The following is a 25608-nucleotide window of genomic DNA, read 5'->3' as shown; positions in this document are numbered from 1 at the left end:
CAATGGATTATGATTGCATAGTGGTTGGGGGCGGCCATGCGGGAATTGAGGCGTCCCTGGCCGTGGCCCGGCTCGGCTTTTCGGTACTGCTTATCACCCAAAACCCTGACCGGATCGGGGCGCTCTCCTGTAACCCCGCAGTGGGGGGGCTCTCCAAGGGCAACCTGGTCCGGGAGTTGGACGCCCTGGGCGGCCAGATGGGCAAGCTCATCGACGCAACCATGATACAGTACCGGGTCCTGAACCGTTCCCGGGGTCCCGCGGTCCAGGCGCCGCGCGCCCAGGCGGACAAGTACGCGTATCAGACGGCCGCACGGTCTGCGGTGGAAAACCAGCAGGGGCTGACGGTTTTTATGGACACCGTAACCGACCTGATAAGCGCTGAAAACCGGGTCCAGGGGGTGGTAACACAACGGGGTCATCGTATTTCCGCCCGCACCGTAATACTGGCCACGGGTACTTTCATGGAAGGTAAGATATTTATCGGCGAATACGATGCGCTGGAAGGCAGGCTTGGGGAAGAGGCGGCCCGGGGTCTGGGGACCAGGCTCCGGCAGCGGGGCTTTCCCGTGGGGCGGCTCAAAACCGGTACCCCCGCCAGGATTGCCGGGGATTCCATCGATTACACAAAAATGGAACGCCAGGACGGTGAAAGCCCAATGCCCTTCTCCTTCGATGTGGAAACCGGCGCGGTCCCGGACCAGCCCCAGGTTCCCTGCTGGATTACCTATACTACTCCGGCTACCCATGAAATTATCCGGGCCAATATCCACCGGTCGCCGCTTTACGGAGGGAAGATCGTCGGAGTCGGCCCCCGGTACTGTCCCTCCATTGAAGATAAGGTAATCAGGTTCCCCGAACGAGATCGGCACCACATCTTTATTGAACCCGAGGGGCTGAGTACCAACGAAATGTACATGAACGGCGCTTCAAGCTCCCTTCCGGAGGATGTGCAGCGGGATTTCATCCACAGTATTCCCGGCCTGGAGGAAGCCCGGATCGTCCGGCCTGCCTATGCGGTGGAGTACGATTACCTGGACCCCCTGGACCTCTACCCAACCCTGGAGTCCAAGCGCATGGACGGGCTTTTTATGGCGGGCCAAACCAACGGCAGTTCCGGCTACGAGGAAGCCGCAGCCCAGGGCATCATGGCGGGGATCAACGCCGCCCAAAAAATGCGCGGGGAACCGCCCCTGGTTTTAGGCCGGGCGGAGGCCTACATCGGGGTCCTGGTGGACGACCTTACCACCCTGGGTACCAAGGAACCCTACCGTATGTTTACCAGCCGGGCCGAACACCGGCTCATGCTGCGCCACGACACGGCGGACACCCGACTGAGCCCCAAGGGCCGGGAGACAGGACTGGTGTCCAACGAACGCTGGGAGCGGTTTCAGAAAAAAACCGCCGGCCTTGGGATTATCGCAGAATTACTGCGTACCCGGAAAGTTCCCGGCCTTGTGGACCAGGCTGCTGCAGGCGCCGCCGCCGCCCTTGGCCCCCACGCCGGGGACAGCCTGGAGCGGGTCCTGACCGATTCGGCGGTAAAGCTTGGAGACATCCTGCCCTACGCGCCGGAGCTTGGAAACTACCCCCGGGAATGGATCGAGCGGAGTTTCCTGGATATCAAGTATGCGGGGTACATCGAAAAGGAACAGCGGGCAGCGGGACGAACAGCCAAGATGGACGCCATCAAATTAAGCGCGGATATTGACTACAGCGCCCTCACCGGGCTTTCGGCGGAAGCCCGGGAAAAGCTAAAGGCGGTCCGGCCCCTCACCTTAGGACAGGCGGCCCGCATACCCGGGGTACGCCAAGGGGATATCGCCCTGCTTATGGTACTAATGAAGACCCGGCAAAAAGGAGAAACACAATGAATCTGCTCGTAGTTATCCTGGGTGGCGGCTGTGGCGCCGGGCTGCGGTACCTCAGTGTCCAGGGGATAAGCGCGGTCTTCAAACCAAGCTTCCCCCTGGGGACCTTGGCGGTCAACGCAGCGGGCGCTCTGATCATAGGCTTCCTCTTTGGGGCCTTCGAAATACGCGCCGTTCCCGCCCAGTTCCGGCTCTTCCTCATCACCGGTTTTCTGGGCGGCTATACCACCTTTTCCTCCTATTCATTGGAAACAGTACGGCTATTCATGAGCGGCAGTATTTCTGCAGCCCTCGCCAATATGGCCCTTAACAACCTGCTCTGCCTTGGCTTCACTTTTTTAGGGTTGGGCCTGAGCCAAAAAGTGGTACCCCATGTTTAACTGGATTTCATCATAGCAGTGTTACTATTGTACTGCGCAGTATCCCTGTTCTTTGAATGAGATGGCATCACCACAAAGGACACGAAGGAACACAAAGGGAAAGAAAGAAGAAGAAAATACCCTTGGTGTCCTTAGTGGTTAAAAATCCTTCCTCTTCCTTCTTCTTTGCGGTTCATTAGCCGGGCATCACCCCGGGGGCCAGTCCAGGGGCCTGCCGCCCAGGACATGGACATGGAGGTGGTCCACGGTCTGCCCGCCGTTTTCTTTACAGTTGATCACAAAACGTGCGCCCTTCTCTCCGCAGCCTAAGTCTACCGCCAGTTCCTGGGCCTTGAACAAAAGCCGCCCCAGGAGGGCCGTATCGGACGTATCCAGCTCCATGATATTCCGTATATGCTTTTTAGGGATCAGGAGGAAGTGAACCGGCGCCTGGGGAGACACGTCGTGGAAGGCCAGGATTTCATCATCTTCGTAGATCTTCTTGCTGGGTATTTCGCCTTTAACGATTTTACAGAAAATACAATCGTCCATAATTCGAGTTCCGCCTTTTTTATGAATTTTTCTTAGAAAATCTATTATACCGGAAGATTTACCACAGAGAGCACAGAGGGAAGAACACAGAGGACGCAGAGAGAAGAAAGGGGGGAGAGCTTTTTCTATCTTCCTCTGCGTTCTCTGTGCTATCTCTGCGTGCTCCGTGGTTTATCTTCATTTCTTTTTCTGAATCACCTCAAACCCGCAGTAGGGAACCAAGGCTTTGGGCAGCTTTACTGTGCCGTCGGCTTGCTGGAAGTTTTCCAGGACGGCGATAATGCCCCGGGACACTGCGATGGCAGTTCCATTGAGCATGTGGACAAAGCGGTTTTTCCCCTCATCGTCCTTGTATTTAACATTGAGCCGCCGGGCCTGATAGTCGGTACAGTTGGAGGTGGAGGTTACCTCCCCCCACTCACCATTGTTGCGGCCCGGCATCCAGGCTTCCAGGTCCCACTTGCGGTAGGCCGGAGCCCCCAGGTCGCCGGTACAGGTATCCACCACCCGGAAGGGAATCTCCAGGCCCGTAAATATTTCCTCTTCTATAGAACGGAGTTCCTCATGGAAACGGTCCGAATCTTCCGGGAGACAATAAACGAACATTTCCAGCTTGGTAAACTGATGCACCCGGTACAAGCCCTTGGAGAACTGCCCCGCAGCGCCCGCCTCCCGGCGGAAACAGTGGGAAAGACCGGCCATACGCAGGGGAAGTTTTTCCCGGCTCAGAATCGTATTGGAGTAGTAGCCCCCCAGGGTGATCTCCGCGGTACCCACCAGACAGGTCCCCTCATCCTCCACGGTATAGACATTGGATTCCGCCCCACGGGGGTTGAAGCCGATGCCCTCCAGGATTTCCTCCTTGGCCACATCCGGGGTGATGAATGGGGTAAAGCCCTTCTTCTGGAGTATGTCCAACACATAGCGCACCAACCCCAGTTCCAGAAACACCCCTTCGTTTTTGAGGTAGTAAAATTTGGTCCCCGAGACCTTGGTGGCGGAATCAAAATCAATGATATCAAGATCCTGACCCAGCTTAACGTGGTCCACCGGCTCAAAGTCAAACTTGGTAGGCTCCCCCACCCGCTTAATTTCCAGGTTATCCTTGTCTTCCTTGCCCAAGGGCGCTTCGGGATGAGCCATATTGGGAACCCGCCGGCCTTCGGTATCAAGCTCCGCCTCGGTCTTGCCCAATTCCGCCTCCGCTGCGGCGATATCCTCTTTAAGCTTCTTCCCTTCCTCAATAAGCCTATTCCTGGCGTCAGGCTCAAGTTTACCCTTCATGGCCGCGGCATTGGAGTTCCGCTGCTGCTGCAGGGACTGGAGCGCCGTGGTCAGTTCGGTACGGCGGTTAAAAAGGCGGACCACGGCGTCCGCATCGGCCTTCATATACCGGTCGGCGATATTTTTCTTCACCGCCGGAAGATTTTCTACGATAAAACGATAGTCTAACATGATAAGCCAGTGTACCCCCAAGAAGGGCAAAAAACAAGACCCTCGCTACGGTTCAGAGGGCACAGAGTTTTTGTTAGGCATCTTTGCTTTATCTCTGTGATCTCTGTGTTCTCCCCTCTGCGTCCTCTGCGGTAAATCTTCTTTGTCCGTGAGGTCCGTGTGGTCCGTGGTTATTCCTTATTGCGAATAAAACTTACCATGAGCCGGGAGGCGCCGTAACCGCCAAAGATAACCACAAACCGGTCAACCAGGTTGATGGGGATACGGGCAAAGATATCGGACCAGAGCACAGGAACATTGTTCCGCAAAAGACCCAGTTTAAAAATATCCTCCGGGGAGAAGAAATTTTTAGGCCGGGAAGCTACGGTAAAAATGCAATAATCAATAAGCCCCCCAAGGACGCTGACAACAACACAGGTGATAAGGTATAGGAGGAGAAGGGAAGCCATGGTACTGATGAAGTGTTCCCGGGGTTTACCAAGGCGGCGGCAATACATCCACACCAGAATCACTTCAACGATACTGCAAAGCACAAAAAAATAGTTAAACAGCGGTACATGGTCACGGGTATTGATAATAAAGGCGCTTAGGATAGAGGCGGCTATCCCCGGGACGAGGCCTGCGGCAAAGGTAAGGGCAACGGTAAAGACCGTGTCAAAAAACAGGGATAGACGAAAACCCCTTGCCGTTAGGCTATTAAGAAAAAAATTAGCCGCCACGGCCAGGAAGCAAAGCAGGGTTAGTTTTAGTATTTCCTTCATCATCCTGAATGTACCCTGAATTGGTTCATTGCTCAAGACCAGGGCGAACGCATATAAAATATGACTCCGGAGAAAATGGGAACGGTCACCCCACCCTTATAAAGGATGTTTAAGTGTATTTGCGGGGTTTTGTAAAAAACCGCAGAGAAATACTTTATCGGCAAAATCGGGTGGGGGGAGGGGCATCCCTGGCGCTCGCACGCTTGTAGAATTCACTTACGGAGCCCCTTCGGGTCTCCTCCAGTGAGGAATTCCAAATGTGCTCAGCCAGGGATGCCCCTCCCCCCACCCGCCTTTGTCAATAGGCAACGCGCTTACCCTAAACCAGGCTACTTCACTGCACCAAGCTTAGTTAGGCGCCGGGAAATACGTTCAAACACAGACTAATCGTACAGGCGCCGGTGGGGGCGGGGAAGCCACGCTGCGGGATATTCTGGAATTCTCCGCTGTAGGAGACCCGCAGGGGCTCCGGAAGCGGGTTCTACAGGCATCCCGCAGTGGGGATTCACCGCCCCCACCGGCGTTTTTCCGATCTGCCCGGATCTGCTTTAGTGTCAAGCACCATTTTGCTCAGACTTGAATGAAATTAATAAAGACGTTTAAGTATGATCATGGAAAAACGTTTTTGGCAAATGTGCTTCCTTGGGGCCTTCATTCTTAGCGGAAGCTTTTCAGCCTTTTGCGCGGGAAACTCCGTTGCAAGCAGCTCTGGGCAGGGGGACCATTCGGGAGAACCGGTGTATATGTTTTCCCGGCAGTGGCTGGACATTGAACGGCTTATGCTGGAGGAAAAGGGGCAGGACCAAAACGAACAGCTTTTGGAGATGCTTAGGGGTTTCCGTGTATCCCTGGAAGATCTTATTGAAACTCCGCTTTACCAAACCTATCGGTTTAATTCCCTTTTTCACACGGAGATCATGAATCGGGTCTTTACCGCAAGCGCCAATTTTGAGGAGGCGGTTTTACGGGGACAACAGGAGAAACTACCCGCGCTGGCCCTGGATATGAGCGAAGCCCTGAACAACTGGCAGAAACAGGATGCGGAGGTGGCGGACGCCATACATCTGCGCTATTTTAATCAGTTCTTTATCCTTACCGCAGTTATCAGCCTGCTTGCCCTGGCAATATGGCTGCTGAACCGGGCGCTTGCCCATTCCCAGGTACGTGCGGAACAGAGCGCCGCCTTCTCCCAAGCCATAGTATTAGCCCAGGAGGATGAGCGGAGCCGGATAAGCCGGGAGCTCCACGATACGGTTGCCCAGGAGCTGCGCGCCCAGGCGTTACGGATTGCCGGACTTAAGCGGGTAGAAGACCGTACTGAGCAGGCTGCTTTATGCGATGAACTGGCCGCAACCCAAAGGGGGCTGGTAGAATCCATACGGGCTATCTGTGACGGCCTCTTTCCCCCGGACTTCCGGTACCAAGGTTTGAACGATGCCCTGGACCGGCTCTGTAGGGACTTTGGCGAGCGCACGGGAATCGACTGCCGCCTCACCCTGCGGGAAGACCCCCGGTACACAGGCATGGACACCACGGCGCAGCTCCAGTGTTTCCGTCTGGTACAGGAGGCGCTGGCCAACATTGAAAAACATGCGGAAGCATCTGAAGCGGCGGTTCTATTACGCTGGGAGGAGGATGCCCTGCTTATCTGCATCAGCGATGACGGCAAAGGCTTTGCGGTTCCCCCTTCCCGGGAAAAGCCGGCTATCTATGCCTCCGGGCATTTCGGTATACGGGGGATGTACACCCGCACAGCAATTCTGGGCGGCAGTCTGCGTTTTGAAAGCGAAAGCGGCGAAGGAACTACGGTAATTATTCGGGCGCCTTTTCCCCGCGAAGCTCCCAAGCCTTAAGCCGCATATCCGCCCGCTCCAGTTTTTGCTTGGCGGTCCCGGACTCAAACTTAAAGCTCGAATTCTTCAGGATTTCCTCGGCCTGTCTTTTTGCTTCCAGGGCTCTTTCGTGATCAATTTCATCGGGCCATTCGGCGGAGTCTACCATGAGCACCGTTTTACCCCCCGCCACTTCCAGGATGCCCTCTGAGGCAAAACCGATTTTCCACTGACCGCTTTTTTCTTTTATCTTTACCAGGCAGGGTTTAATCGGAGCGGTTATGGCCGCATGGTGGGCAAGAATACCAACTTCGCCGTCCAGGAGGGTGACGCTAATAGCCTCAACCTTGTTCTTGTAAAACAGGCGGTAGGGGGTATGCACTTCAAAGGTAAACAGGCTTGGCATTATTTTTTAACCCTGGCGAGGATGTCGTCTATGGTACCGGACATAAAGAATTCCTGCTCCGGAACATTGTCGGTCTCTCCATCCAGGATCATCCTGAAGCCCCGGATAGTTTCCTTGACCGGTACGTAGACCCCGGCCATACCGTTAAAGTGGGCCGCCACATTCAGGGGCTGGCTGAAGAAGCGCTGCACCTTCCGGGCCCGGGATACGGTGATCTTATCCTCTGCGGAAAGTTCATCCATACCCAGGATGGCGATAATGTCCTGCAGCTCCTTGTAGCGCTGGAGTATCTGCTGGGTCCTGATGGCGGTGCGGTAATGCTCTTCCCCAACTATGGCGGGGTCCAGAATACGGGAGCTGGAAGCCAGGGGGTCCACCGATGGGTAGATGCCCAGTTCCACGATCTTCCGGGAAAGGGTGATGGTAGCGTCCAGGTGGGCGAAGGTGGTAGCCGGGGCTGGATCGGTCAGGTCGTCCGCAGGGACGTAGACCGCCTGGATACTGGTGATAGAACCCTTGGAGGTACTGGCGATCCGTTCCTGGAGGCTCCCCATTTCGTTAGCCAGGGCGGGCTGGTAGCCTACGGCGCTGGGGATACGGCCCAGGAGGGCGGAAACTTCGGCGCCCGCCTGGATAAACCGGAATATGTTGTCGATAAAGAGGAGCACATCCTGGCCGCCATGGTCACGGAAATGTTCCGCCATGGTCAGCCCAGCCAGGGCAACCCGCATACGGGCGCCGGGGGGTTCGTTCATCTGACCGAATACCAGGGCGGTCTTGTCTATAACCCCGGACTCGTTCATGTCCCGCCAGAGGTCCGCCCCTTCCCGGGACCGCTCCCCTACTCCGGCGAAAACCGAGTACCCCGAATGTTCGGTAGCGATATTGTGGATCAGTTCCATGATAACCACGGTCTTGCCTACGCCGGCGCCGCCGAAGAGGCCTATCTTTCCCCCCTTGGCGTAGGGGGCCACCAGATCGATAACCTTAATCCCGGTCTCGAAAACTTCGGTGGCGGGTTTCTGCTCCTCAAAGGGCGGCGGGGCACGGTGGATGGAAGCGTACTTCCCCGCGGTAAAGGGCCCCTTATCGTCGATGATCTTGCCGGTAACGCTGAACATACGGCCCAGGACCTCAGCTCCCACGGGTACCCGGATGGGGTTTTCCGTATCCTCAACCGGGAGCCCCCGGGACAAACCTTCGGTGGCCTCCATGGCGACACAACGTACCCGGTTATCCCCGATATGCTGGAGTACCTCAAGAATCACGTTTTTGTCCGCAGCCTTGATTTCCAGGGCGTTCAAAATCGCCGGAAGCTTACCCTCCTCAAACCGCACATCCACCACCGGTCCAACTATCTGTGTAATAACACCTATATTAGCCATAAGCTATTCCTCACTTTTAATCGCTCTGGGCCGCAGAGCCCGAAATAATTTCCGATACTTCCTGGGTAATGCTGGCCTGCCTAACCCGGTTATAGTGGAGCTGCAGGGAACCCAGCATTTCCTCTGCATTTTTCGAAGCCTCGTCCATGGCGGCGATACGGGCGCTCTGCTCGCTGGCATAGGCCTCCACAAGGCAGCCGTAGACCAGGCCCTTGATATACAGGGGCACCAGGGCGTCAAACACCGCCTCCTCCGAGGGGATGTATTCAAAACTGTGGGATTCCCGCTCCTTGGTTTCAATCTGATTCAATTCCTGCCGCATGATTTCCGCCTTTAGGGGCAGAACATGTTTCTCCGTGGGGAGCAGCTTTATGGTGCTGTACATGTGGGTATAAACGATGTGTACCTCGTCAAACATACCCCAGAGATACTGTGAGATGATATAATCGGCAATCTCCTTGGCGTCCTCTACCTCGGGTAGTTTGGACTTGAAAGAGAAATTTTCTAAAATCAGGTAGGGGGAATGCATGAAATGGCGGTACCCGATGGCGCCGATAAGCACCAGGATGGGGTTTTTGACCCTTGCGCAAACATCGTTTACATACCGGAAAATGTTGGCGTTATAGCCCCCGGCAAGGCCCTTGTCACTGGTAATTACCACCACCGCGCTGTGATAGTTTTCGTCATTAGTTTTTCTGCCGAAAAAATCACTGTTCACATATCCCGAACCGGCTACGATGTCGTACATGGACTTCTGGATACGGTTAAAATAGGGTTCCGTATCCTCCAGCACCCGCCGACCCTTCCGCAGTTTTGCTGTGGAGATCAGGTCCATCGCCTTTGTAACCTGCAATGTCTGCTGTATCGCCCGCATCCGCAGCCGGACATCCCGTAAATTCGCCATGGTCTCCCCTATTGTTTGGCTTGTTTGAACGCTTCAATGGCGCCGGTCAGACCCTGCTCAATTTCCGGGGACATTACCCCGGTATCCGCAATTTCCTTGAGGAGTTCCCCCTTGCGCAGCTTCAGGTACTCTACAAATCCCTTTACAAAGGCGGAGACCTTATCCACCGGAACATCCAGAAGGAAGCCGTTGATAGAAACAAAAAGCACCGCCACCTGTTCCTCCATAGCCAAGGGGGAGAACTGGGGCTGTTTAAGCACTTCCATGAGCCGCTGCCCCTGGGCAAGCTTGTCCTGGGTGGCCTTGTCCAAATCGCTGCCGAACTGGGCGAAGGCGGCCATTTCCCGGTACTGGGCCAGGTCCAGCCGCAGCCGTCCGGAAATCTTCCGTACCGCCTTGGTCTGGGCGCTTCCCCCTACCCGGCTGACCGAAAGGCCCACGTCGATGGCGGGACGGAAACCTGAATTGAAAAGCTCCGAATCCAGGAAGATCTGGCCATCGGTGATGGATATAACGTTGGTTGGAATATACGAAGATATGTCCCCCGCTTGGGTTTCCACTATGGGCAGGGCGGTGATGGAACCGCCCCCCTTGTCGGCGGAAAGCCTGGCGGCCCGCTCCAGGAGCCGGGAATGGAGGTAAAACACATCCCCAGGGAAGGCTTCCCGTCCCGGAGGCCGTCGCAAAAGCAGGGAGATGGTCCGGTAGGCCACGGCGTGTTTGGAAAGATCGTCGTAGACCACCAGGACATCCTTGCCCTGATGCATAAAGTGTTCCGCCATGGCGCAGGCCGAATAGGGCGCCAGATACTGAAGGGCGGCGGAATCCGAGGCGGAGGCTAATACCACAAAGGTATAATCCATGGCGCCGAAGCGGTCCAGGTTCTTTATAATCGCCGCCACCGAGGAGGATTTCTGCCCGATGCCGCAGTATACACAGTAAACACCCTTACCCTTCTGATTGATAATGGTATCAACCGCCAGGGCAGTCTTGCCGGTTTGGCGGTCCCCGATGATCAATTCCCGCTGACCCCGGCCTATGGGGATCATGGAATCCACCGAAAGGGCGCCGGTTTGGAGGGGCACGTTCACCGGACCCCGCTCGATAACCGGCGCGGCGGGGGACTCCACCGGAAGGTACGCCTCCGCTAAGAGGTCGCCCTTGCCGTCGATAGCCACGCCCAGGGGGTTCACTACCCGGCCCAGCAGGGCTTCTCCCGAAGGAACCGACACGACCCGGCCGGTAGCCTTGGCTTCCTCACCGGCCTTTACCAGGGATTCCCCGGAAAGGAGCACACAGCCCACCCCGTCTTCCACCAGGTTCATCACGATCCCCGTGGCGCCGGAGGTGAATTCCACCAGTTCCCCGTATATGGCCTTATCCAGACCGTAAATGGTGGCCACCGAATCCCCTACCTGACCAACAAAGCCGACAGAATCGGTGGAAGCCTTTGATTCCCAATGTTCAATCTGTTCCTGCAAGACCCTGGAAAGGTCTCCAAAATTCGTCATCTAATAACCTCCGTCGGAAGCAGCGCTTACGTGCAATTCCCTGGCCATTTTTTGTATTTGACCCTTCAAGCTGGAATCGATCAGTTCAGTGCCGATACGCAGCCGGTACCCGCCCAGAAGTTCGGGTACAATTTGGAAAGCCAGCCTAACATCCCGGGCGCCGTATCGCTTTTTCAATCCGGCCTTAATCTTTTCCTGTAGATCCGTATCCAAGGGGCGTATCGATTCGACATTAACCGAAACTACCCCGTTTTTTGCGTCAATCCGCTGTTCAACCGCCTGCAAAGCCTCATTTAGGTACTTCGTTTGTCCCTTGCGTACCAGAAGCACCACGAAACGGAGGGCATACTCTGTGCCCTGCCCGGTCCCGGAGCTTCCTAAAGCACTGCGGAGTATTTTTTCCAGCCGAATAGCGTCATTAACTCCGGAAATTCGACTGGAAAGATGGGAGAGGGGGGGTATAAAGGCTTTCAGTGCGTCCAAAGCCTCTACGGTACAGTCGCCGCCGGAAGTTCTGCAGGCCGCCAGAAAGGCATCCGCCCAACGATCCCCCTGGAACATTAGTTATCCTCCGGTTTTGAGACTAATGAATCGGAAAGTTCCTTGAGAAGCAATTCCGCCTGATGACGGCTGTCTTCGCCGGAGAGTTCCCGCTGGATAAGACGGCTGGAAGCGCCGATAACCAGGGCGGCGGCATCGGCCTGGAACACAGACATGGCCGCCCGTTTTTCCGCCTCAAGCTGTTTATGTCCCTTGTCGATCAACTGTTCAGCCTGGGCTTTACCTTCGGCGACGATCCGGGCCGCCTCAGCCTGGGCGGTCTCTTTGGCGGAACGGATAATCTCCGTGGCCTGGTCCTCAACCATTTTCAGCTGATCCTCGTACTGCTGCAGGAGGCCCTTCGCCTGATTCCGTTCCTTCTCCGCCAGATCCAGAGAATCCTGCACCTTCTTTGCCCGTTCTTCAATGAACTTGGTTACCGGCTTGAAGAGGATCTTCCGAAGTATGAGGAAAAGAATGAAGATATTGATTATCGTTATGATAAAGGTTACGGAAAAATCAAGCATTTTTTAACCCTGCCCTTAGGGCAGCTTGCCAATCAACAGAATTGATATGACCAAGCCGTATATGGCGGTGGATTCCGCCAGGGCCATCCCGGTGAAAAACCAGGGGATCAGTTTCCCCGTAGCTTCAGGTTGGCGGGCAATAGCCTGTAGCAGCCCCGATGTGGCGATACCGATACCGATACCTGCGCCAATCCCCGTTATAACCGCGATTCCGGCCCCAAGGGCCGCTAAAAGTGTTAAATCCATTAGATATCTCCTTTACGTATATTCATCAAGCTTATACTAAGCCCGCTGTTATTCTAACCCTACTCTTCCTCATGCCCTGTTTTGAGGGCCTCGGACAAATACATACTGGACAGGAACACAAAAATAGCCGCCTGGATAAGGCCGTCAAAGAAATCGAAGTACAGGGAAGCGATCATGGGAAGGCCCAGGGGCAGGAGCCCTTCAATCATGTGCATCAACACATAGCCCCCCATGATATTCCCAAAGAGCCGCAGGGACAAAGACAGGAGCCGGGTACCGTACTCCATGAGGTTAAAGGGCAGCATAAAGGCCATGGGGTGGAGCAGATGCTTAAACCATCCCAGGGGACCCTTGGCGATGATCCCAAACACCAGCACCCCCAGGATGGTCAGCACCGCCAGGGAAGCGGTGACGTTAATGTCCTTGGTAGGGGGCGCAATGGTAAAGGGGGGAATAAATTCCCGGCCCATGAAGGAAATTTCCACCGGGGAAAGGACCCCGATGATATTTGCCAAAAGGAGGAATAAAAACAGGGTTCCCATATAGTAGCCGAAATACTTAGACCAGGAACCGAACTGGTCTTTGGCAAAGCTGTTGAGGAATTCCACCATGGTTTCCAGTATCGCCTGGGGACCTTTCGGTATTTCGGTGAATTTCCGGGTAAAAACCAGGGCGCAGATGATAAGAATGGCCATCACCACCCAGGAGATGATCACCGTTTCGGTAATAGGAAGGGTAGTTCCAAAAAAGGAAATGGTGAAAATCGTCTTAATTTCCAGAGCATCCATAAAAACCGTCAGTCCTTTTTGAAAAAGAAGTCGTCACGGAAATATTTTTTCAGCAATTCCTCGGAAACCGAGTCCTTGCCTTTCATATTGGTATAGGTGGCTTCCAGGAAGCCCTTGGTCAGGTAAAAACAGCCCAGGAGGAAGAATTCCGCCACATTATTGACCACCCCCATAGCCTGATACATACGGATGGTACTGTCTAGGACGAAATCGGTCATGATGTACTGGATTACCACCTGTTCGGACAGGTTAACCCCGTAGATCACCTCCGAAATAGGGAAACCCTCCCGCATTTTATCCTTACCCATGCGGACGAAAAAGTCCCCCAAGGCAGCCCGGTCCAGCCCCCGATCCAGAGTCCTGGCCAGGAGAGGGTAAATGCTGGCCCCCTCATCAATAATCCCCCCATCGTCAAGAGCAGCATATTGCTTTAACTGGGGAGCTTTGCGGATTAGATCCTTCCATTTTTTGGCAAGGTCCCGGGCATTGATATTCAGGGTATCGATAATCATTCCGTCAACCATGCCTTTACTATAACACATAAACAAAATTGGTCAACGGATTATAAATTTTTTGTAGTTTATTTCGAATTTGATTTCTTCTATGATGTTGACTCTTTTTCTACGACCGGAAGGCCGGGGGTATTTTAGTTTCATTTAATCCCATTTATCACGATAATAGTTTCAATTAATAGTATAATTAGACCTATAATAAACTTTAAATGAAACTATTAAGGGCAAAATGGCAAATAACGAACAAAAAACAATACAGATAAGACGACAGGCAATACTCGACTTTGTAAAGGTAAAAAAGTCGGCCAGCCGTGAAGAGATACAGGACTTTATTGCCGCCAATAAGGGGATAGCAAAGCAGGGAAAAACCAAGTCGGCTGTTTATGCTAAAGCCCTTGACCCAGATGCAGGACCTAAATATAGGTCTTATGTACCATTCTGGGCATGATTTTACTTGCTGTAAGTTGCTTGTTTATGTATGATAACGCTATATATAGCGCTATGCTGGTAGTATTGCCCTTTATATAGTGTTATAATGTCAGTTTTTACTTGCTTTTTATGCTGCAAGGAAGACTTAGAAGCTTTTGTAGAGGACAAGTTAAGGAAATTGGTACAGAGGAGAATGAAAGTAAAAATTCTCATCGCATTACATAAGAAATAGTCATTGCCGCATGGGCGATGGTAAATGTTTCAGTTGATAAAAATATATTTATTGGTATATTCATAAACGCTCATTTTAGACTCTCGTCATTGTCCGCCGTCTCTCCTTCAATTTTCACTTCTCCCACTACTTCCACGGTGATATCAGAAACGATCTCCGGTACCGAAAGTACCGCCAGATCCGGCAACTCCCGTTCCGTTGAGGACTTAACCAGAAACCGGGCCTCTTCTGAACAAAGGAGCAGCGGATGCCAGCCTTGATCTTGTACGGCAGCCACCGACTGGGAAAGCGCCTTGATCCAGACAGTTCTGGTGAGTGAGTCCATGGCGGACACGATCCCTGAAGAAGTTTCCACGGCACTGTCCCGAATTTTCTGTTCCAAGCTCTGGCTTAGGGTGAGTACCCTGAGGACCCTATCCTCGGTGGCGTACTGCAAACATATCTGTCGGCTAAGGGCTTGCCGGGCCTTTTCGTTGAGAAACTGTATATCTTTGGCTGCCTTGGTGGCCGCCGGGCCGTAATCCACCAGCGCCTCCAGAATAGCTACCATATTGCGAATAGAAATCTGTTCCCGGAGCAGAGACTGGAGGACCTTATGGATTTGTCCCAGAGTAAGAATCTTCTGTACTTCCCCCACCACTGCGGGGTAATCTTTCCCGAGGGTATCCAGGATTGACTGTGTCTTCTGGCGATCCAAGATCTCCGGAGCATGGCACTTGATGATGTTCGTAAGATGGGTAGCGATAACCGAAAGAGGATCAGCCACGGTATAACCCGCCCGTTCCGCCTCATTCCGTTTATCCTCGCTCACCCAGAGCGCCGGGAGACCGTAGGCTGGCTCGCGGGTCTTTTCACCGTCTAACTCGTCCTTTACCTCTCCGGGGTTAATACAGAGGTAATGCCCCATACGGAGTTTGCCCCGGCCCACATCCACTCCTTGGATCTTGAAACAGTATTCGAAGGGTTCCAGCCGTAAATTGCCGATGATCCGTATCCGGGGAATAACCAGCCCAAGGTCCAGCGCGAATTCCCGGCGAATCCGGTGGACCCGTTCCGGGAGTTCCGTCCCCTTCTCCAAGTCCACCAGGGGGATGAGGCCGAAGCCAAGTTCCAGGGACAGGGTATCCAGGGATACAACGGGGGACATTTCCGCCTCCTCAGGGTTGGGACTCTTTGTCTCTGCGGGCTGTTTCCAGCAAAACCGGATCGCCAGAATGCACAACCGGACGGCCAGGGAAAAAAGGACAATCAGGAATATAAGCAGAGCTAAAACTAGGTTAATGGCCATGAAGATGTCCAGAAGCGGCGTGGGAAGCGGGATGACGATCATCACCACCACCGTCACCACTGTCATTAAAATATTCCAGCTATGGGACATTATTCAACCCACTCCCTTTTATACTCTATTATGTATAAATACGGTTAAAATATTCAAAGCTATGGCAAGTATAGAATAGTTAATCTGTCATATAATGATAGAGTAAAAATTTTTTATTTCAGTTGGTGTTATAAGAAAAATACGGCGCTTATTGAATATAATCCGCGGTTACCAAAAAAATCGAGGTCTGGGAAAACTTGTTGCTTGCCGCTATAACTTGCCGCGCCTCTACGCTTCTATCTTTAGTTTTTCTATTATATCCATAAAGCGGCCGGAAAGCTTTATGAACTGTTTCGTTTCCCTTTCGCCAAATTGATCAACAATCTGCGCCAGTAACTCCATAACCTTTTGTTCCTGTTCTTCAACCACGGCGCTCCCTTTTTTGGTAAGTGTGAGCAGTTGTTTTCTTCGATTTGCTTTGTTTATATCCCGTATGATAAAGCCCTTTTGTTCCATAACTCTCAGCATCTGGGAAACCGCCGCCCGGCTGATACAAAGTAAATCAGGAATCGTTACTTCGCCGTCTTCAAAGGTATGGTTTTTAATGCCCGCCAATACGGCAAGTTCCGCCATGGAGACATTCTCTCCGGAGCCGGGATGGAAAACCCGAAAGGCCATCTCCAGCTGCTTGAACCTGAAAACTGAATGAATCATCCGGTTTATAAGATCCCCTTCCATTCCTGCCCCAAAATACCGCAAATTCATTTGACATTTTCATATATTGTCAATATATTAACAATAAAGTAATTGACAATTAGGATCAAGGGGTGTAACCGGATTATGAGGAAGCTGCCCGGACAGGAAAAGTTAGAACGCTTTATGCGGGGACGTTATGGTCATGATGAACTTAACCGCGTTTTTTCGGCCTTGGCCCTGGCGCTCTGCTTTGTTTCCCTTATTATCCGGTGGCCCCCGCTGTCATCATTGTCCATGGCCCTGGTCATTATCTGTGTCTTTCGTTCCTTTTCAAAAAATACCGGGGCGCGGGTTAGGGAGGCAAATTACTATTTCAGTCTGAAATCTAAGTTGATTCGCTTTTTCGGCGGCGCCGCAGAAAATGTACGGCAGCGCATGACCCACCGGATTTTTACCTGCCCATCCTGCGGCCAGCGCTGTAAGGTACCTAAGGGCAAGGGCCGTGTCAGGATCACCTGTAAGCACTGCGGCGCTCAGTTTATAAAAAAGGCCTAGGGGGAACTGTGTTCGGAACCGTAAGGGCAAATCGAAAAGCGCTTTCCCCGGAAGAACGGAAACGGTATGACGGGGCATACTGCGGCCTTTGCCGTGAATTGGGTAACAAGGCCGGCGCTTTAGGCCGTTCCTGTCTGAGTTATGATATGACCTTTTTATCCATGCTTCTTTCATCGTTGTATAATCTTGATGAACAACAGGAAAATTGTGTGTGCATGGTTCGTCCGATACCTCACCCCTGTATTTCCAATGAAGCCCTATCGTATTGCGCCGATATGAATATAACCCTGGCCTATTACCAAGCTCTGGACGACTGGAAGGATGACAGGAAAAAAAGTGCAAAACAGAAAAGCGAAGCCTTGGTAAAATACCTTCCTGAAATAGCCGAAAAATGGCCCCGGCAATGCCGGGTAATTAAAGAAAAACTGAAAAGCTTAAGCGATATGGAAAAAGCCAATGAACTTAATCCTGACCTGCCCATGAATTGTTTTGGGGAACTTTTGGGGGAACTATTTATATGGCGTGAACAAGGACCTGATGTTCGTGATCACACCCCGGCGCTTAAAGCCATGGGCGCCGCCCTGGGGCGTTTTATCTATCTTTTGGATGCCTGTAATGATCTCAAGCGGGATATCAAAAAGCAGCGTTACAACCCGTTGGTGGCCCAGAGAAGAGAGGAGTTTACTCCCCTTTTAACCATGATGATGGCCGAGTGTACCGCAGCCTTTGACAAGCTTCCGTGGGGAGCTCTCCGGCTAAAGCCGGCGCTGGAAGTTCCGGTAAACCGGGACAGTGGTATTCTACGGAATGTACTCTACTCCGGGGTCTGGCAAAGTTACCGGCATCCTTCCGGCAAGAAAAAGGCGGAGGCCTAATAGGATGGAAGACCCCTACAGCATATTGGGGATCAGCCCCGGCGCCTCCGATGAGGAACTAACCCAGGCCTACCGGAGGATGGCAAAAAAATATCACCCCGATATAAATCCCGGCAATAAAACTGCGGAATTAAAGATGCGGGAAATAAACGCCGCCTATGAACAGATCAAAAAGCAGAAATCCGGGGGCGTGAATTATGAACAGCCGGACGGCAGCTATGGTAAGCAATCGCAAAACCAGAGCGGGGGATACCGGGGGGAAGATCCCGGAGACCAAGGTCCCTTTAGCGGCGGTTTTAATTTTTGGTTTGGTGATTTTGGTGATTTCTTCGGTGAAGGCCGGGAGCAGGAAAATCCAGAAATAAACCAGGCCCGTGCTCTTGTTGAAAACGGGCGTTACCGTGACGCGCTGTTTGTATTAACAAAATTACCCAACCATACCGGAGAATGGTTCTTTTACAGCGCCCTTGCAAATGCAGGGACAGGCAACAGGGTAACTGCCCTCTCCCATGCCCGTGAAGCGGTACGGAGAGAACCGGGCAACATGCAATACCGGGCTTTGCTGAATCAATTTGAACGCAACAGTTTTGCGTACCGAGAGGCCGGGGAAGGGCGCGGGTTTAGTATGCAAAACCTGGGAAGCTCTATTTTCAAAATTATACTGGCACAACTTTTCTGTTTGTTTTGCTGCCGGCCATGTTAAAGAAATTACGGAGGTTAATGGTATGGGTAGAATAATCGGTATAGACCTTGGAACAACCAATTCATGCGTAGCCGTGCTGGACGGCGGAAAGTCTGAGATCATTCCCAATGCGGAAGGGGGAAGGACAACCCCATCGGTGGTGGCTATTACCCAAAACGGTGAACGCCTGGTAGGGCAAAGTGCAGTGCGCCAGGAACTTACCAATAGTGAACGGACTGTCCGGTCCATAAAACGGGAAATGGGAACTTCCCATAAAGTACAAATGGGGGAAAAGACATTTTCCCCGCCTGAAATTTCCGCCATGATTCTTTCCAAGCTGAAACGGGACGCCGAAGCCTTTCTTGGTGAAACCGTATCAGAGGCGGTTATTACCGTCCCGGCTTATTTTACCGATTCCCAGCGGCAGGCTACCAAAGACGCAGGGGCAATCGCCGCACTTACGGTGCGCCGCATCATCAATGAACCAACCGCGGCGGCCCTGGCGTACGGTGTTGATAAAGAAGAAAACCAAAAAGTGCTGGTTTTCGATCTTGGAGGCGGCACCTTTGATGTTTCCATCCTTGATATAAAAGACGGTGTCATAGAGGTTTGCGCCACCGCCGGGAATAACCGCCTTGGAGGAGATGATTTTGACGCCTGCATAACGGAATATCTTGCCGAAGAATTCAAAAAAGAAACCGGCTTTGATGTAAAAAAACAGCCCGTAGCAATGCTGCGGATAAAAGAAGCGGCGGAACAGGCTAAGAAAGAACTGTCCGCTTCCGAACAAACCGAAATAAATCTGCCCTATCTTTGTGAAGCAAAGGGTTCACCCCTGCATTTAAAAGCCGCCCTTACACGGGCGCAGTTTAATAAACTCACCTCCCATCTGGTGGATGCCACGGAAGCTCCGGTCAGGCAGGCTATGGAGGATGCGCATATTACCAAAGATCAGATAGGGAAGGTGCTCTTGGTCGGCGGTTCAACCAGGATTCCTGCGGTGCAGGATGGGATACAGCGTATCACCGGGAAGCCCGGTTTTAAAGGTATCAATCCCGATGAATGCGTGGCGGTGGGCGCAGCTTTACAGGCCGGTGTACTCATCGGAGAAGTAACCGGTTTACTCCTGCTTGATGTTACGCCCCTGTCCCTGGGCATTGAGACCGTGGGAGGGATGTGTACCCATGTGATTGAACGTAACACCACGATTCCTATTTCCAAAAGCCAGATTTTCACCACCGCCGCTCCTTTCCAGTCTTCGGTTGAAATAAACATTTTACAGGGGGAGCGTCCCCGCTCAAGCCAGAATAAAACCCTGGGCAAATTCCGCCTAAAGGGCATACAGCGGGCCATGGCCGGGGTTCCCCAAATAGAGGTTACCTTTACCATCGACTCCAACGGTATCGTGAATGTAAGCGCAAGGGATCTAAAAACCGGCAAAGCCCAGGAGATTACTATAGAAGCCTCTTCCAACCTGAGCGAAGCCGAGCTGCAGTCCGCCATACATGACGCCGAGCAGTATGCCGCTGAAGACGCCCAATTCTGCAGTGATAAAGAGGCGCAGGGAAAGCTGCAAACAGTAATAATGCAGGCGGAAGAAATGGCTAAGAAACACCGGGAGACTTTCAAGGAGCCGTTAAAAACCGCAAAAAAAGCGCTTAACGGCAAAGATCCGGCAGCCGTAACCGCCGCTATCGCTGAACTGGAAGCGCTTATCGCATCCCTTGAAAACGGGTAGGATTATCTTATAGATTATACAGTACGGAGGTATGGTATGACATTGTACGAGGCAATCTTTATCAGGCGGTCGGCAAAAAAATACGATATGACACCCCTTGACAATCAGGTTTTAGAGGATATCAAACAGTATGTTGCCGCGGCAAAATAGTCGATAACCCCTGAAAGAAACGGGGAAAGGCTTAGAAATTGACTATGACAGTTGAAAAGGGTTTAATTTCGCTATTAAAGGGAAAGGCAAAACAATTAAAGTACAACCTTTCTGCATTGTATCTTGCCTATAAAAGAAAGGATGTGCCAATGTATGCCAAGGTGATACCGCTCATCACCATAGGGTATGCTTTGTCGCCGATTGACCTAATACCGGACTTTATTCCGGTTTTGGGATACCTGGACGATCTTATCATTTTGCCTATCCTCATTACCCTTTCAATAAAATTTATACCCAAGCCCATATTTGATGAATGCAAAGAGGAAGCAAGGGGATTATGGGACAATGGAAAACCGAAAAAATGGTATTACGCAATACCCATAATTGCAGTGTGGCTTTTAATTATCACAGTAATTGTAAAAAATATAATAACCTGACAGGAGTATATATATGGACTTTGTTCAGAAGATCGAAGAAAACGTTGCCGGAATATTTCAGAAAAAACTCGCCCCTGCCTTGCAGCTTATGACGTATTACCGCTGCGCCCTTATGGAAGTAGAAACCAAATTTAAAGTATTGAATGAAGAATTTTCGCTATCCCATGACAGAAATCCTATTGAGCATATAAAGACGCGGATAAAAACGCCGGAAAGTATCAGAAAAAAAATGTGCGCATTACATATTCCAAGAAACGTGAGTTCCTTGGAAAAAAATATCCACGACATTGCAGGAATCCGCATTATATGCCAATTTGTCGATGATATTTATGTACTGGCGGATTGTTTACTCGCCCAGGACGATGTGACCCTTATTGAAGAGAAAGATTATATTGCCAATCCCAAAGAAAGCGGTTACCGAAGCCTTCACTTAATAATTGAAGTTCCAATATTTTTACATACTGAAAAACGGCTAATGCAAGTGGAAGTGCAATTAAGGACTATTGCCATGGATTTTTGGGCAAGTTTGGAACACCGGCTTACGTATAAAAAAGAAAAAAATAGTGAAAAAGCAAATAGCATTTCCGGCGAATTAAAAAATTGCGCAGAAACAAGCGTATGGCTTGATTTGAAAATGCAGGACATACGAAATAATATTGAACGAATCGGAAAAGGAGCTAATTAATTATGAACCCTATGATCCCCCAAAAAACACTGAATTACTTTTTATACTTTGGTATCATGTCTTTTTTCGGTTGGATTATTGAGGTGCTATACCGGTCGTCGAAGGAAAAGCGCTTTGTAAACGCCGGGTTTCTTTCAGGTCCCTTTGTACCAATTTACGGCTTTGGCGCCGTAATTATTACCGCCATTCATGTAGAAGCGCAGTCGTTACCGGTCGCCGCAGCGTGGGTTATCACCCTTCTTTCACCAACCATACTTGAATACTTTGGGGGGTGGTTAATGGAAAACCTATTCGGCATGAAATTATGGGATTATCACGAAAGGCGCTTTAATCTCTCGGGCCGTATATGCCTGCGATTCTCGATTTACTGGGCCTTTTTTGCGGCCCTGCTGGTTTTACTTATCCAGCCCCTGGTATTTACCCGGATCATGGTTCTGGGACCCTATCTTTCCCATTTTGTTGCCGGCGGACTTTTAGCTTACTTCATTGTGGACATTGATCATTCGGTAAAATCGATATATAACTTCAAAACCTTCCAGAAAGATATTGCCGCCTTGATTGAAAAGGGAAAAGAGTTTCATCCGGCATTTGGTTTTTCAGGCGATATGGACGATAAAAAGCTGAAACTTCCGTTGGAAGTGCGCCGTATACTAAAACCGCTTAATGCCTTCCCCAGTCTCAGGAAGAATTTCAAAGGGAAACTGCCGGCATTCCCTGATTGGATACGGAAACATCTTGAAAAGCGGTTTTGGAAATAATTGCCGAAACCCTAAGGGGTAACAAAAAAATCCTCCTGACACATCCTGGAATCTCCTGAAATTTGGGGTTTTGCTCATACTTCTTGCTCATAGTAGGAAGCTGGAAGGATCTACCAAGCCGAGGCTGCCGAACAATGCATGTGTCTGCTTGCGTTAGTCGCTAATGGATTGTAAGGCGATGATAAGATACTGTCCCTCCGGAGTTTTCTTCATGTCAGCATCTGCCGCAGACAGCCATTCAAAAATATTCATGTCATCGGGCCTGATCCGGGCATTGCTAATATATTCTTTCTTTTTCAAAAATTCCTGGTAATCTACATTGGTTAAGTTAAAACCCATCTTTCTCCCCTAAGAACCCCGTTGCCCCAAACGGCTTCTCCATATCCAGTATTCTCTTTTCTGGACTTACTGGCAAGTATTGATTCTGACCTTTCCCAATATACCCCACGGATGAAAGATTATGAGGCCTTAACTGGACATCTATCGGCGAATATCTGTTATGTGGACAACGGTTATACCCGCCTGCCTTCAATTACCTTAGCGTAAATTATCCCTTCAAGATCACGCCGACTATCAATAACCGATAATATCCAGATTTCCTTATCAACTATCTTGTAATAGATGATCCACGGTTTTTCGGTGATTTGCCGTACATCATCTATGCCAATATCGGCAAGCTGAGGAACAGCCCGGCCAGATCCGGGAAAATCAACAAGAGGCTCTGCTCTTGCCTTTAGCCGTTCATAGATGTTAGCTGCCGTCATAGGGCCGCTATGATTCTTAATATAAGCAACGATATCCAGCACATCCGCTTCAGCGTTTGCGGACCATTTTAGTGAATAGGATGAAGCCATACTACCGGAGGGCGGCGCCTTGCGCTTCGGTAGAAGGTTCAAGAATAGCAGCGACTTTTTTATCAAGTTCTTCTGTGGTAGAAAAGCGGCCATTCCGGATGTCATTTTCTCCCAAAGAAAGGAGCCTCAACAGGTTTATCGTATCGACCATGCTTTGATACCGCTGGACGTCAAGAAGGACAACTTTAGCTTCCCCTTCCTGCGTTATGATCATAGGACTCCCACTATCAGTGACTTGGGTAAGTACCTCATCAGGATGAGACACTATATAGGAAAGAGGTCGTATGTTCTCTTTTAGGTTAATCATTTTGCCTCCTGTATAATCATGGCTTATCGGGGGTTAAAAAACAAGGGTACAGTAGCGATCTGGGGGGCATTTTTCGATATAAACCCGGTTACTAAGTAACCTATCAAAACTCAACTCCAAACGGTTTTAGTAGGGTTTGGAAGTCTTTATAGACGGGAGCCCATACTTTACGAGGGATACCTTATTCCGCACACTCCTTGAGAAAAGTACCAGCTAAATGACGCAGGAGGGTATTCATTTCTGGATTTCTTTGGGCTATTCCGACAGAACTTTCATGTATCACGGGAGCCTCCGCTGACACCAACCCGGAAGCCAAAGGTTTTACCCAAATTAACTTTGCTCTATAACCTTGGGCTTTCATATTTTGCCGAAATCGCTTTTGCTTTTCGGCATTTGTAATCCGGGTAGCCTTTTCTTTCTCCTGCCTGGCTTCGCCTTCCCGGTTAGCAGCTTCCCGTTCAAGTTCCTGCGTGGTTTTTTTTCGTTCTTTTTTTTTGCCATATTGGTTACGCCATTATACCGGTTACTAAGTAACCCACGTTTTCTTCCATAGTCAGTATAATAATTAATTATAAATGTCCATTAACCCCCCTATTCAAATATATAAATATTTTACAAGCGATGATTTATACCGTCATCAAATATTAGGAAGTATGATCCTCAAAAGCTTTGTCCCATCTTTTTTCTGTGCCAAGTTGTATATATCAACCGCCTCATTAAAATCGAACATAAGACTAAGCATTTTTTGATATTCGTCTTTGGCAATTTTAGATCGATTTTCAAACTTTACTGTACTGAACGATTTAATCGCAATTTCGATTTTTCGATTGAGCGAATAAAGATTCGTCCGCGATTCAATGAGATCCGCAAAACCAGGAGGTCGTCTTCGTATAATCCAACTATTGAGATCGGCTATATTTTCTTTAAGCCGTTTTACTCGGAGTTTAATCTCCTTCTCCGCATAATCAGGTTTATCCCAATCGTCCGCTATCAGTACATCTTTTCCGTACTTTTTGAAGGCAGATTCGGCAAGCTTATTAAAAGCATAATTGAGATCATCAATATCCTCTTCAACTGCTTTGATGAGAGCCGATAATGTCGTTTTAATTGTGTATTCAAACACACAATTTCCTCTAGAACGAATTCTGTTGGTTTCTGTTGAATTTGAACTTACATGATTATCTGGAATGAATTTATAGGCTATTTCCCGGGTTACGACATCGTCTTGATGTAAAGAAGGACTCCCATAGAGTGTGATAAGATATTTGTCAATAATTTCATCTTCATTTTTATATGCGTTACATCCTTTAAGATCCGGAATAACGAATTCCATCACATATTTGTTTTCAAATACCGTAATAGTGTGTCCAATAAATTTCTGAGGACCACATTGAATTCCTATGAGAAAACACTTTGGGTGCGCCTTTTTATATTTGTGATAGATATAATTAGCAAAATCAAGGCAATCGCCTCCATTCATGAGTTCAAAACCATCTATATCGTATGTAAGAATTGTATTCTTATACCGTCCACCATCTGTCTTGTCGACATATTTAAAACCAGTCGCAACTTCATCATAGATCGCTTGAATACGTTTTGGTACAGGTGATACTTTTACCGACGTTATATCCCTCAAAAATTCCACAGAAAATCGTGACTTTTTCATCATTACTCCTTAAAGTTTAAAAAACGCCATCGTTTTTTCTATAAGTTCTTCTTCCATTTAAATACCTCCTACCGCAATTTATCCTCAGTCATGGTGATGATAGGGATATTATACTATTATTCCCCTATACGATAAGATCAATCCTATCTTTGTCATCTACGGTAACGATCAGGATATTTTCGATATAAACCTGGTTACTAAGTAACCCATCAAAACTCAACGCCTAACGGTTTTATTAAAGCCTGAAAGTCTAGTATCGGACCCGATTATCCCGTTCAATATTCCGGCTACCGCAATGAGGACATTTTTTTCTAAATAACCCTCCGAAAAACTCAAAAACGGGTAGTCTGGCCATAAAGCTATGGTTACAATCACAGCATCGGTAAATAATAGCCATCCCCGGTAATGTAGGAATAAATGGTTTGCGTTTAAGCATATAAAACCTCACTTCCTATAAGATACCTCATGGAAATGATAAAAAGGTCGCCTGCCGGTGGACCGAAAAGCAAGAAAGTCAAGGTATATTAGTCAATATGAAAGCACATACAAGGAAAGGGGCTGTCTTCATGCGTTTTAG

Annotated in this window: 29 protein-coding genes and 1 pseudogene; 11 read left to right on the top strand and 19 right to left on the bottom strand. The window is 50.2% G+C overall.

Going from position 1 to position 25608, the window contains the following annotated elements:
• The first annotated feature begins 2 nt into the window (after positions 1-2).
• Positions 3-1874 (top strand): tRNA uridine-5-carboxymethylaminomethyl(34) synthesis enzyme MnmG, encoded by a 1872-nt coding sequence (mnmG, locus tag LQZ19_RS16150; RefSeq protein WP_411048717.1) that lies wholly within the window; start codon positions 3-5, stop codon positions 1872-1874.
• On the top strand, positions 1871-2251 hold the full coding sequence (crcB, locus tag LQZ19_RS16145; RefSeq protein WP_411048716.1) for a fluoride efflux transporter CrcB: 381 nt from the start codon (positions 1871-1873) through the stop codon (positions 2249-2251). Before mnmG ends, crcB begins: the two co-directional genes overlap by 4 nt.
• A gap of 186 nt (positions 2252-2437) precedes the next feature.
• Here the strand turns inward: crcB and LQZ19_RS16140 are convergent, their stop codons facing one another.
• From LQZ19_RS16140 to LQZ19_RS16130, 3 genes are all read right to left on the bottom strand, one after another.
• Complete coding sequence (locus LQZ19_RS16140; protein ID WP_411048715.1) at positions 2438-2782, bottom strand: histidine triad nucleotide-binding protein; 345 nt, start codon at positions 2780-2782, stop codon at positions 2438-2440.
• A 177-nt stretch (positions 2783-2959) separates the two neighbouring features.
• A complete protein-coding gene (gene serS / locus LQZ19_RS16135; RefSeq protein ID WP_411048714.1) occupies positions 2960-4237 on the bottom strand; it encodes a serine--tRNA ligase in 1278 nt (425 codons plus the stop codon).
• A gap of 170 nt (positions 4238-4407) precedes the next feature.
• Positions 4408-5001, bottom strand: coding sequence for a hypothetical protein (locus LQZ19_RS16130; protein ID WP_411048713.1), 594 nt, complete (start codon positions 4999-5001; stop codon positions 4408-4410).
• 608 nt (positions 5002-5609) lie between these two features.
• Between LQZ19_RS16130 and LQZ19_RS16125 the strand changes: the two genes are divergently transcribed.
• Entirely contained in the window at positions 5610-6851 is a 1242-nt protein-coding gene (locus LQZ19_RS16125; RefSeq protein ID WP_411048712.1) for a sensor histidine kinase, read from the top strand.
• Here the strand turns inward: LQZ19_RS16125 and atpC are convergent.
• From atpC to LQZ19_RS16080, 9 genes are read right to left on the bottom strand one after another with little or no spacing between them, the layout of a single operon-like run.
• Positions 6811-7236 carry an ATP synthase F1 subunit epsilon gene (gene atpC, locus LQZ19_RS16120; RefSeq protein ID WP_411048711.1) on the bottom strand — a complete coding sequence of 142 codons (426 nt, stop codon included), beginning with the start codon at positions 7234-7236 and terminating at the stop codon, positions 6811-6813. The genes LQZ19_RS16125 and atpC overlap by 41 nt on opposite strands.
• Positions 7236-8621: a F0F1 ATP synthase subunit beta gene (atpD, locus tag LQZ19_RS16115; protein ID WP_411048710.1), complete on the bottom strand. Its 1386-nt coding sequence runs from the start codon at positions 8619-8621 to the stop codon at positions 7236-7238. Before atpD ends, atpC begins: the two co-directional genes overlap by 1 nt.
• Positions 8622-8637: 16 nt before the next feature.
• On the bottom strand, positions 8638-9525 hold the full coding sequence (gene atpG / locus LQZ19_RS16110; protein WP_411048709.1) for an ATP synthase F1 subunit gamma: 888 nt from the start codon (positions 9523-9525) through the stop codon (positions 8638-8640).
• Between the two features lie 8 nt (positions 9526-9533).
• On the bottom strand, positions 9534-11036 hold the full coding sequence (atpA, locus tag LQZ19_RS16105; protein ID WP_411048708.1) for a F0F1 ATP synthase subunit alpha: 1503 nt from the start codon (positions 11034-11036) through the stop codon (positions 9534-9536).
• Positions 11037-11597, bottom strand: a complete 561-nt coding sequence (atpH, locus tag LQZ19_RS16100; protein WP_411048707.1) for an ATP synthase F1 subunit delta — start codon at positions 11595-11597, stop codon at positions 11037-11039. It abuts the gene before it with no gap.
• On the bottom strand, positions 11597-12103 hold the full coding sequence (gene atpF / locus LQZ19_RS16095; protein ID WP_411048706.1) for a F0F1 ATP synthase subunit B: 507 nt from the start codon (positions 12101-12103) through the stop codon (positions 11597-11599). The genes atpH and atpF overlap by 1 nt, the downstream gene beginning before the upstream one ends.
• A gap of 15 nt (positions 12104-12118) precedes the next feature.
• Positions 12119-12349 (bottom strand): ATP synthase F0 subunit C, encoded by a 231-nt coding sequence (atpE, locus tag LQZ19_RS16090; RefSeq protein ID WP_010263787.1) that lies wholly within the window; start codon positions 12347-12349, stop codon positions 12119-12121.
• A 59-nt stretch (positions 12350-12408) separates the two neighbouring features.
• The gene (gene atpB / locus LQZ19_RS16085) at positions 12409-13137 is read right to left on the bottom strand and encodes a F0F1 ATP synthase subunit A (RefSeq protein ID WP_411048705.1); all 729 of its coding nucleotides are present in this window, start codon (positions 13135-13137) and stop codon (positions 12409-12411) included.
• A gap of 8 nt (positions 13138-13145) precedes the next feature.
• Positions 13146-13661 (bottom strand): hypothetical protein, encoded by a 516-nt coding sequence (locus LQZ19_RS16080; protein ID WP_411048704.1) that lies wholly within the window; start codon positions 13659-13661, stop codon positions 13146-13148.
• A 217-nt stretch (positions 13662-13878) separates the two neighbouring features.
• Between LQZ19_RS16080 and LQZ19_RS16075 the strand changes: the two genes are divergently transcribed.
• A complete protein-coding gene (locus LQZ19_RS16075; protein ID WP_411048703.1) occupies positions 13879-14097 on the top strand; it encodes a hypothetical protein in 219 nt (72 codons plus the stop codon).
• Between the two features lie 283 nt (positions 14098-14380).
• Here the strand turns inward: LQZ19_RS16075 and LQZ19_RS16070 are convergent.
• Both LQZ19_RS16070 and LQZ19_RS16065 read right to left on the bottom strand, forming a co-directional pair.
• Positions 14381-15478 (bottom strand): annotated as a pseudogene (locus tag LQZ19_RS16070) (flagellar biosynthesis protein FlhA); the annotation flags it as partial.
• A gap of 438 nt (positions 15479-15916) precedes the next feature.
• Positions 15917-16393 carry a MarR family winged helix-turn-helix transcriptional regulator gene (locus LQZ19_RS16065; protein WP_411048702.1) on the bottom strand — a complete coding sequence of 159 codons (477 nt, stop codon included), beginning with the start codon at positions 16391-16393 and terminating at the stop codon, positions 15917-15919.
• 75 nt (positions 16394-16468) lie between these two features.
• Here LQZ19_RS16065 and LQZ19_RS16060 point away from each other — a divergent pair, with 75 nt between their 5' ends.
• The 7 genes from LQZ19_RS16060 (at position 16469) to LQZ19_RS16030 (ending at position 22204) form a co-directional block, all read left to right on the top strand.
• Positions 16469-16879 (top strand): hypothetical protein, encoded by a 411-nt coding sequence (locus tag LQZ19_RS16060; RefSeq protein ID WP_411048701.1) that lies wholly within the window; start codon positions 16469-16471, stop codon positions 16877-16879.
• Positions 16880-16887: 8 nt separating this feature from the next.
• Positions 16888-17754, top strand: coding sequence for a DUF5685 family protein (locus LQZ19_RS16055; protein ID WP_411048700.1), 867 nt, complete (start codon positions 16888-16890; stop codon positions 17752-17754).
• Between the two features lie 4 nt (positions 17755-17758).
• On the top strand, positions 17759-18457 hold the full coding sequence (locus LQZ19_RS16050; RefSeq protein WP_411048699.1) for a J domain-containing protein: 699 nt from the start codon (positions 17759-17761) through the stop codon (positions 18455-18457).
• Between the two features lie 22 nt (positions 18458-18479).
• Complete coding sequence (dnaK, locus tag LQZ19_RS16045; protein ID WP_411048698.1) at positions 18480-20174, top strand: molecular chaperone DnaK; 1695 nt, start codon at positions 18480-18482, stop codon at positions 20172-20174.
• 194 nt (positions 20175-20368) lie between these two features.
• The gene (locus LQZ19_RS16040; protein ID WP_411048697.1) at positions 20369-20761 is read left to right on the top strand and encodes a YkvA family protein; all 393 of its coding nucleotides are present in this window, start codon (positions 20369-20371) and stop codon (positions 20759-20761) included.
• A gap of 13 nt (positions 20762-20774) precedes the next feature.
• Entirely contained in the window at positions 20775-21446 is a 672-nt protein-coding gene (locus LQZ19_RS16035) for a GTP pyrophosphokinase (RefSeq protein WP_411048696.1), read from the top strand.
• Between the two features lie 2 nt (positions 21447-21448).
• Positions 21449-22204 carry a putative ABC transporter permease gene (locus LQZ19_RS16030; RefSeq protein WP_411048695.1) on the top strand — a complete coding sequence of 252 codons (756 nt, stop codon included), beginning with the start codon at positions 21449-21451 and terminating at the stop codon, positions 22202-22204.
• A 153-nt stretch (positions 22205-22357) separates the two neighbouring features.
• Here the strand turns inward: LQZ19_RS16030 and LQZ19_RS16025 are convergent, their stop codons facing one another.
• The 5 genes from LQZ19_RS16025 to LQZ19_RS16005 all read right to left on the bottom strand — a co-directional run bounded on the left by LQZ19_RS16025 (position 22358) and on the right by LQZ19_RS16005 (position 25031).
• On the bottom strand, positions 22358-22543 hold the full coding sequence (locus tag LQZ19_RS16025) for a hypothetical protein (protein ID WP_411048694.1): 186 nt from the start codon (positions 22541-22543) through the stop codon (positions 22358-22360).
• Positions 22544-22716: 173 nt separating this feature from the next.
• Complete coding sequence (locus LQZ19_RS16020; protein ID WP_411048693.1) at positions 22717-23058, bottom strand: type II toxin-antitoxin system RelE/ParE family toxin; 342 nt, start codon at positions 23056-23058, stop codon at positions 22717-22719.
• 1 nt (position 23059) lies between these two features.
• Entirely contained in the window at positions 23060-23365 is a 306-nt protein-coding gene (locus LQZ19_RS16015) for a type II toxin-antitoxin system Phd/YefM family antitoxin (RefSeq protein ID WP_411048692.1), read from the bottom strand.
• 357 nt (positions 23366-23722) lie between these two features.
• Positions 23723-23866: a hypothetical protein gene (locus tag LQZ19_RS16010; protein ID WP_411048691.1), complete on the bottom strand. Its 144-nt coding sequence runs from the start codon at positions 23864-23866 to the stop codon at positions 23723-23725.
• 136 nt (positions 23867-24002) lie between these two features.
• The gene (locus LQZ19_RS16005) at positions 24003-25031 is read right to left on the bottom strand and encodes a hypothetical protein (RefSeq protein WP_411048690.1); all 1029 of its coding nucleotides are present in this window, start codon (positions 25029-25031) and stop codon (positions 24003-24005) included.
• Positions 25032-25608: the final 577 nt, after the last annotated feature.

The organism is Treponema primitia (genome assembly GCF_046533075.1).
Lineage (GTDB): Bacteria > Spirochaetota > Spirochaetia > Treponematales > Breznakiellaceae > Termitinema > Termitinema primitia_B.
The sequence above is the reverse complement of the archived record's forward strand: the minus strand, read 5'-3'. Positions and strand labels throughout refer to the sequence as shown.

Bases quoted from the DNA above. Each gene is read 5' to 3' on its own strand.
- atpG (WP_411048709.1), bottom strand. From the start codon at position 9,525: ATGGCGAATTTACGGGATGTCCGGCTGCGGATGCGGGCGATACAGCAG.
- mnmG (WP_411048717.1), top strand. From the start codon at position 3: ATGGATTATGATTGCATAGTGGTTGGGGGCGGCCATGCGGGAATTGAG.
- serS (WP_411048714.1), bottom strand. From the start codon at position 4,237: ATGTTAGACTATCGTTTTATCGTAGAAAATCTTCCGGCGGTGAAGAAA.
- atpD (WP_411048710.1), bottom strand. From the start codon at position 8,621: ATGGCTAATATAGGTGTTATTACACAGATAGTTGGACCGGTGGTGGAT.
- atpH (WP_411048707.1), bottom strand. From the start codon at position 11,597: ATGTTCCAGGGGGATCGTTGGGCGGATGCCTTTCTGGCGGCCTGCAGA.
- crcB (WP_411048716.1), top strand. From the start codon at position 1,871: ATGAATCTGCTCGTAGTTATCCTGGGTGGCGGCTGTGGCGCCGGGCTG.
- LQZ19_RS16025 (WP_411048694.1), bottom strand. From the start codon at position 22,543: ATGGGTTTTAACTTAACCAATGTAGATTACCAGGAATTTTTGAAAAAG.
- LQZ19_RS16005 (WP_411048690.1), bottom strand. From the start codon at position 25,031: ATGAAAAAGTCACGATTTTCTGTGGAATTTTTGAGGGATATAACGTCG.
- LQZ19_RS16060 (WP_411048701.1), top strand. From the start codon at position 16,469: ATGAGGAAGCTGCCCGGACAGGAAAAGTTAGAACGCTTTATGCGGGGA.
- LQZ19_RS16125 (WP_411048712.1), top strand. From the start codon at position 5,610: ATGGAAAAACGTTTTTGGCAAATGTGCTTCCTTGGGGCCTTCATTCTT.
- atpA (WP_411048708.1), bottom strand. From the start codon at position 11,036: ATGACGAATTTTGGAGACCTTTCCAGGGTCTTGCAGGAACAGATTGAA.
- dnaK (WP_411048698.1), top strand. From the start codon at position 18,480: ATGGGTAGAATAATCGGTATAGACCTTGGAACAACCAATTCATGCGTA.
- LQZ19_RS16035 (WP_411048696.1), top strand. From the start codon at position 20,775: ATGGACTTTGTTCAGAAGATCGAAGAAAACGTTGCCGGAATATTTCAG.
- LQZ19_RS16015 (WP_411048692.1), bottom strand. From the start codon at position 23,365: ATGATTAACCTAAAAGAGAACATACGACCTCTTTCCTATATAGTGTCT.
- LQZ19_RS16065 (WP_411048702.1), bottom strand. From the start codon at position 16,393: ATGAATTTGCGGTATTTTGGGGCAGGAATGGAAGGGGATCTTATAAAC.
- LQZ19_RS16140 (WP_411048715.1), bottom strand. From the start codon at position 2,782: ATGGACGATTGTATTTTCTGTAAAATCGTTAAAGGCGAAATACCCAGC.
- atpE (WP_010263787.1), bottom strand. From the start codon at position 12,349: ATGGATTTAACACTTTTAGCGGCCCTTGGGGCCGGAATCGCGGTTATA.
- LQZ19_RS16075 (WP_411048703.1), top strand. From the start codon at position 13,879: ATGGCAAATAACGAACAAAAAACAATACAGATAAGACGACAGGCAATA.
- atpC (WP_411048711.1), bottom strand. From the start codon at position 7,236: ATGCCAAGCCTGTTTACCTTTGAAGTGCATACCCCCTACCGCCTGTTT.
- atpF (WP_411048706.1), bottom strand. From the start codon at position 12,103: ATGCTTGATTTTTCCGTAACCTTTATCATAACGATAATCAATATCTTC.
- LQZ19_RS16130 (WP_411048713.1), bottom strand. From the start codon at position 5,001: ATGATGAAGGAAATACTAAAACTAACCCTGCTTTGCTTCCTGGCCGTG.
- LQZ19_RS16050 (WP_411048699.1), top strand. From the start codon at position 17,759: ATGGAAGACCCCTACAGCATATTGGGGATCAGCCCCGGCGCCTCCGAT.
- LQZ19_RS16010 (WP_411048691.1), bottom strand. From the start codon at position 23,866: ATGGCAAAAAAAAAGAACGAAAAAAAACCACGCAGGAACTTGAACGGG.
- LQZ19_RS16020 (WP_411048693.1), bottom strand. From the start codon at position 23,058: ATGGCTTCATCCTATTCACTAAAATGGTCCGCAAACGCTGAAGCGGAT.
- LQZ19_RS16040 (WP_411048697.1), top strand. From the start codon at position 20,369: ATGACAGTTGAAAAGGGTTTAATTTCGCTATTAAAGGGAAAGGCAAAA.
- atpB (WP_411048705.1), bottom strand. From the start codon at position 13,137: ATGGATGCTCTGGAAATTAAGACGATTTTCACCATTTCCTTTTTTGGA.
- LQZ19_RS16030 (WP_411048695.1), top strand. From the start codon at position 21,449: ATGAACCCTATGATCCCCCAAAAAACACTGAATTACTTTTTATACTTT.
- LQZ19_RS16080 (WP_411048704.1), bottom strand. From the start codon at position 13,661: ATGGTTGACGGAATGATTATCGATACCCTGAATATCAATGCCCGGGAC.